Raw genomic sequence first — 5,589 nt, forward strand, 5'->3', positions numbered from 1 at the left:
GGGTCTCGACGTTGGTGGAGGAATCATCATGGCGAACACATCCGAAACGCGGACGACGGAATTCGTGCACACCGCGTCGGCCGTGATCGAGGTCGTCGTCGAGGGCAGCGGCCCCTCGGTGATCCTGCTACCCTCGCTCGGCCGCGAGTCGTACGACTACGACGACGTCGCGAGTGGGCTCGCGCACAACGGGTTCCGGGTCTCCCGTCCGCAACCGCGCGGCATCGGTCGCAGCGTGGGTTCACTGGAGGACATCACGCTGCACGACCTGGCCGCCGACGTCGGAGCGGTGATCGAAGCACAGGACAACGGCGCGGCCGTCGTCGTCGGTCACGCCTTCGGGCACTACGTCGCACGAATGCTCGCCGCCGACCGGCCGGACCTGGTGCGCGGCGTCGTCGTCGCCGCCGCGGGCGCCCGCAACTACCCTGCCGCGCTGACCGCGCTGGCGGTGAAGTGCGCCGATCCCTCACTTCCCGACGCGGAGCGGATCGGTTACCTGCAGACCGGATTCTTCGCGCCGGGCAACGACCCGGCGGAATGGCTCAGCGGCTGGTATCCGGACGTGTCGACGCGGCAGCTCGCCGCGTCGGCCGCCACACCCAAGGACGAATGGTGGGCGGTCGCGCACCAGCCGATTCTCGATCTGCAGTCCGCTCTCGACCCGTTCCGGCCGCGCGAGACGGCGAACGAATTGCGGGACCGGTTCGGCGAATTGGTCACCGTGAGCGTCGTCCCGAACGCCAGCCATGCACTGATGCCGGAAGCGCCCGCACAGGTTGTGCGGGCGCTCACCGACTGGATCCGGGGTCTCGACAGCTGAGGGGTCAGACCCTCTCGAAGATCGCGGTCAGCCCCTGGCCGCCGCCGATACACATCGTCTCGAGACCGTAACGGACTCCGCGACGGTCCATCTCGCGCAGGAGTGTGGTGAGGATCCGCACTCCCGTAGCGCCGACGGGATGCCCGAGCGAGATTCCCGAACCGTTGACGTTGGTGCGGTCGAAATCTTGTGCACCGAAATTCCATTCGCGTGTGACGGCCAGCGCCTGCGCTGCAAAGGCCTCGTTCAGTTCGATGAGGTCGATGTCGGCGAGCGTCAGCCCGGCGCGTTTCAGGGCCCGTTCGGTGGACGGCACCGGTCCGATTCCCATCTCGGACGGCTCCACGCCGGCCACCGCCCAGGTGACGAGGCGGGCGAGCGGCCGGAGTCCCAACCGTTCCGCCTGTGCCCGGGTGGTGACGAGGCACGCCGCCGCACCGTCGTTCTGTCCGCTGGCGTTGCCTGCGGTGACGGTCGCGTCGGGGTCGGTGCTGCCCATGATGGGTCGCAGCCGAGCGAGCGACTCGATCGTCGTGTCGGCTCGGGGATGCTCGTCCCGGTCGACGACCCGCGGATCACCCTTGCGGACAGGAACTTCCACCGGCACGATCTCCTCGGCGAACGTTCCCGAGTCGATGGCGGCGACCGCCCGGTGATGGGAGCTGACCGCGAGTTCGTCCTGTTCCCGGCGGCTGATCCGGTACTTGCGGCGCAGGTTCTCCGCCGTCTCGAGCATGCCGCCCGGGACGGGGTAGTTGCGGCCACCTGCGGTGACGCGACCGCGGGCGAGCCGGTCGTGGAGCGCGGCCGGGGCGCCCTTGGCTCCCCAGCGCATCGCCTCGGTGTAGTACTCGGCGCGGCTCATCGATTCCACGCCGCCGGCGATCACCAGTTCGGCGATCCCCGTCTGTACCCGCATCGCTGCGTCGAGCACGGCCTGCAGACCCGATCCGCAGCGACGGTCGAGTTGTTGACCGGGAACCGTCACCGGCATCCCCGCATCGAGGGCCACGACGCGGCCGATGGCGGGTGCCTCGCCGTTCGGGTAGCACTGACCGAAGATCACGTCGTCGATGCTGCCCGGATCCACTCCGGTGCGGTCGAGCAGTTCGGACACCACACGGGCGCCGAGGTCGGCGGCGGGAACGTCCGTGAATTGGCCGCCGTATCTGCCGACGGGGGTGCGGAGGGGCTCACAGACGACGACATCGGTCGCCTTCGTGTTCGAGTTTTCAGGCACTGCGGAAATCCCTTTCGTGATCGGTCCAGCGCTGCGCCCATTCGCGCAGTTCGACCGCTCGGATCTTGGCTCCGTTGCCGCCCACGGTGGTCGGCATTTCCTCGATCATGTGCACGGCGGCGGGAACCTTGAACGCCGCCAACGACTCTGCGCACCACGACTTGAGCTCGGCGGCGTCGACGTCGGTGTTCTCGGCCGGGACGACGAACGCGACGGCTTCGGTGTATCCGCCGGTCCCGGTGATGCCCACGACCTTCGTGAGGTGGACGCCGTCGTGTTCGGCGATCCGGTGCTCGATCTCGGCCGGATCCACGAGGAATCCGCGCAGCCGGAGCACATCCCCCATCCGGCACACGTAGGTATAGCCGCCGTCTCCGGTGGCGACGGCCAGGTCGCCGCTGCGGAACCATCCGTCCGACGTGAATGCTCGCGCGGCCGCATCCGGATTGCCGAGGTACGCGTCGACGACGTTCGGTCCGCGCACCTGAAGCTCGCCCTGCTCGCCGTCGGGGAGAACGGAATCGTCCAGGGGGTCGGCTATCCGGATCTCGATGGCGGGTTCCACCGGACGCCCGCCGCCGTTCCAGCGCACGGCTTCCGGATCGGTGACATCCCACAGCAGCATCAGGGCGAACACCTCGGAGGACCCGAAGACGCCCGTGGTGACGGCGTCGAATTCGTCCCGGACCCATGCGGCCACCTCGTGCGAACGGCCGAGGAAGTCGGCGATCCCGAGCCGCTTCAACGACGACAGGTCGGCGCGGTCGCCCCCGTGCCACGTGTCGAGGAGACGGGTGAAGAGGTCGTCGCCGCCGACCACGTGTGTCACCTTCAGCGACTGCATGCGGCCCAGCGTGGACGCGGCGTCGAAGACGGGTTCCATCAGCAGGGCGCCGCCGCCGGCGAGAGTCGCCAGGGCCGTGCTGAATCCGAACACGCCCGACACCGGTAGCACGCAGAGCGTGACGTCGCCGGGCTCGACGTCGAGGACGACGGCGTCGGCGCGGGCGTGCCGGACCACCGCGGATTCCCGATGGGCCGCGAGTTTCGGAACGCCGGTGGAGCCGGACGTGGTGAACGCGACTGCGAGCGGGTCGCCGGGGTCCGCCCGCTCGCCCGCGGCGGTCGTGGTGGCCATGTCGGGTGTCTCCGGCGCCCGAACATCGCCGGCGTCCGCGCTGCCCGCGGTCCAGGCGCCGCCGCCGAGGTCGAATCGCGTCGGATCGGGAGCCTCGCCCGCGGCCGCGGGGCCGCGCACCACCGCGACCGCCGGTGCCGGCAGGTCGACGGACTGCTGCGCCTCTTCGAGTCGCCCGAACAGGTCGAGGCCGTGGAAGTGGTCGGCCACGGCCACTACCGCGGGTCGCGCGGAGGTGAGGATGTGCGCGATCTCGTGCGTGTTGTACCGGGTGTTCACGCCGATGACGTGTGCTCCGACCGCCGACGAGGCGAGCTGCCAGACGATGGCATCGGACCAGTTCGGCAGCAGCACAGCCACGCACTGGCCGCGGCGCACACCGACCGTTGCAAGTTCCGACTTCAGTGTCTCGACGCGGTCGCGGAGGTCGGCGCGGCCCGAGACGATCGGTTCGCCGTCGACGACGTCGATCGTGGCGGGGGCCGTCGGGTCGGCCGTCACGAGTTCGTCGAGCAGCGCGGCGAGAGTGTCACGGCGCGTGGCCGTGTCGTGCGCCGTCACGAGAGCACCGCCGCGGTGCGCAGTTCCGTCAGCCAGCCGTCCGCCACCGACGCGAAGTCGTCGATCTCCTCCATGGGGTAGTGGCCGATGTCGTCGAGCAGGGTGAAAGTCGTCGATCCCGGCCGGGCGGCCTCGATTCTCGCTGCGGCCTGCTCGACGAGTCCGGCCCGGATCCACGGGTCCTGCGCACCGGCGACGAGCCTGATGGGGCACGTGATGTCGGCGAGACGGTCCCGCACGTCGTGCGTTCCCCAGGCGATGAGGTCCGAGGACGAGATCTCCGGATCCTCGCGCTTGTGCATCGTGGCGATCAGGCGGGCCTGCGCTTCGGGCACGGAGCGCCCGATGGACGCCAGCGTGCCCAGATACGTGCGGTCGGCGCGGCTGGGTCCGGCGACGTCCTCGAGTTCGCGACGCAATCCGCCGACGTTGACGCGGCCCGGGCCTGCCTCCGCCTCCATCGCGATCGCTCCGGCGAGCGGCCTGGACGTCCGTGTCGCGAGTTCGAGGGTCAGCTTGCCCCCGATGGAACATCCCATCACGAACGGCCGTTCGACGGCGAGGGCGTCGAGGACCTTCCCGAGCCAGTCCGCGAACACCACGATGCTGGTGATCGGGCCGTCGACGGCGGGCTCGGAACGCCCATGGCCCGGAAGGTCGGGGACGATCACCCGGTAGCCGCGGTCGGCCAGTGCGGATGCGGCGTGGCGCCACTGGACTCCGCTCTGCCCGGCGGTGTGCAGGCACAGGACGGTGGGTGTTTCGATGTCCCGACGATTGTCGGGGGTGACGATTTCGACGAAGCCGAGCGCGCCGTCGATGTCCAGGTACCGGGCCTCGATCATGACCGGGCCTCCCTTCCGCACGTGAGTGGCAATGTGTGCCCCGACACGCTTTGCCACTCACGTGCGGCGGCGCGGGCATGGGCGATGACGATGTCGAGCGGCTTGGTGAGTCGCAGGTACTCGTACCCGTCGCCGCTGGAGGAGAATTCACCGCTGATCGCGCGGCGCATGAAGTCGTTGTGTTCGGCGACCACCAGGTCGACCCACGTCACGGCCGGGATGACGAGCGTGAACGTGGCCCCACCGGGGACGCGGCGCGCGACGTCGATGATCCGGCCGCGGTAGATCCGCAGGTGCACCTCGCGGGCCCCGCCCGAGGCGTCGGTGCAGCGCAGACCCACCGTGCCGTCCCACGTCGCCAGCGCGGACGCGAAGGCAGGGTCGGCGGAGAGCGATTCTCGGAGAACCTCTCCCCAGGCGGGGGTGCAGAAGTCCACCGCCGGGTCGTATCGGACGCCGGCGGGGTCGGGCAGGCGCCACGTCTCGATACCCTGCTCGCGGACCGACCCACCGTGGTCGACCAGCCGCACGTGACGATCGATGATGATCCCGTCCGCCGACTGCTCGACCCGCGTGACAACGGACTCGACGTGGACGACGTCGGGACCCGTCACCGCGCACTCCGCATTCCATTGCAGCCCGGTGCGGGTGGCTTCGGCGGTCGGCCGGGGAGTGAGCATTCCCGCGAGAACGATTCCCGTCAACGACGGTTCCGGCAGGGACAGTGCGAGTTCGGAGACTCGCCTTGGTTCGCTCACAGTGCGATCGCCGACAGCGATGCTCGTGGTGAGTGTGCTCATTCGGCCGCCCTCCCCAGCAGTTCGTCGGAGATGATCCGCATCTGGATCTCGCTGGTGCCCTCGAAGATCTTCGTCAACCGGGCATCGCGCCAGTGCCGCTCCACCTGGAAATCGGTGGTGTACCCGGCACCGCCGTGGATCTGCACCGCCTCACTGGTCACCCGCTCCGCCATCTCCGTCGC

6 protein-coding genes are annotated in these 5,589 nt (G+C 69.6%); 1 reads left to right on the forward strand and 5 read right to left on the reverse strand.

Annotation, left to right across the window (positions count from 1 at the left end; translation table 11 throughout):
• The first annotated feature begins 28 nt into the window (after positions 1-28).
• On the forward strand, positions 29-823 hold the full coding sequence (locus tag ACFTZB_RS42510) for an alpha/beta fold hydrolase (protein WP_378441492.1): 795 nt from the start codon (positions 29-31) through the stop codon (positions 821-823).
• A 4-nt stretch (positions 824-827) separates the two neighbouring features.
• On the opposite strand, the gene ACFTZB_RS42515 is transcribed toward ACFTZB_RS42510, so the two are convergent.
• From ACFTZB_RS42515 to ACFTZB_RS42535, 5 genes are all read right to left on the reverse strand, one after another.
• On the reverse strand, positions 828-2,063 hold the full coding sequence (locus tag ACFTZB_RS42515) for an acetyl-CoA C-acetyltransferase (protein ID WP_378441494.1): 1,236 nt from the start codon (positions 2,061-2,063) through the stop codon (positions 828-830).
• On the reverse strand, positions 2,056-3,762 hold the full coding sequence (locus tag ACFTZB_RS42520; RefSeq protein ID WP_378441496.1) for an AMP-binding protein: 1,707 nt from the start codon (positions 3,760-3,762) through the stop codon (positions 2,056-2,058). Before ACFTZB_RS42520 ends, ACFTZB_RS42515 begins: the two co-directional genes overlap by 8 nt.
• Positions 3,759-4,607: an alpha/beta fold hydrolase gene (locus ACFTZB_RS42525; protein WP_378441498.1), complete on the reverse strand. Its 849-nt coding sequence runs from the start codon at positions 4,605-4,607 to the stop codon at positions 3,759-3,761. Before ACFTZB_RS42525 ends, ACFTZB_RS42520 begins: the two co-directional genes overlap by 4 nt.
• Positions 4,604-5,407 carry a hypothetical protein gene (locus tag ACFTZB_RS42530; protein WP_378441500.1) on the reverse strand — a complete coding sequence of 268 codons (804 nt, stop codon included), beginning with the start codon at positions 5,405-5,407 and terminating at the stop codon, positions 4,604-4,606. The genes ACFTZB_RS42525 and ACFTZB_RS42530 overlap by 4 nt, the downstream gene beginning before the upstream one ends.
• The coding region (locus ACFTZB_RS42535; RefSeq protein ID WP_378441502.1) for an acyl-CoA dehydrogenase family protein at positions 5,404-5,589 on the reverse strand (186 nt) is incomplete at its 5' end. The genes ACFTZB_RS42530 and ACFTZB_RS42535, both read right to left, overlap by 4 nt.

Source organism: Rhodococcus sp. NPDC057014 (assembly GCF_042673295.1).
Classification (GTDB): Bacteria; Actinomycetota; Actinomycetes; order Mycobacteriales; family Mycobacteriaceae; genus Rhodococcus_F.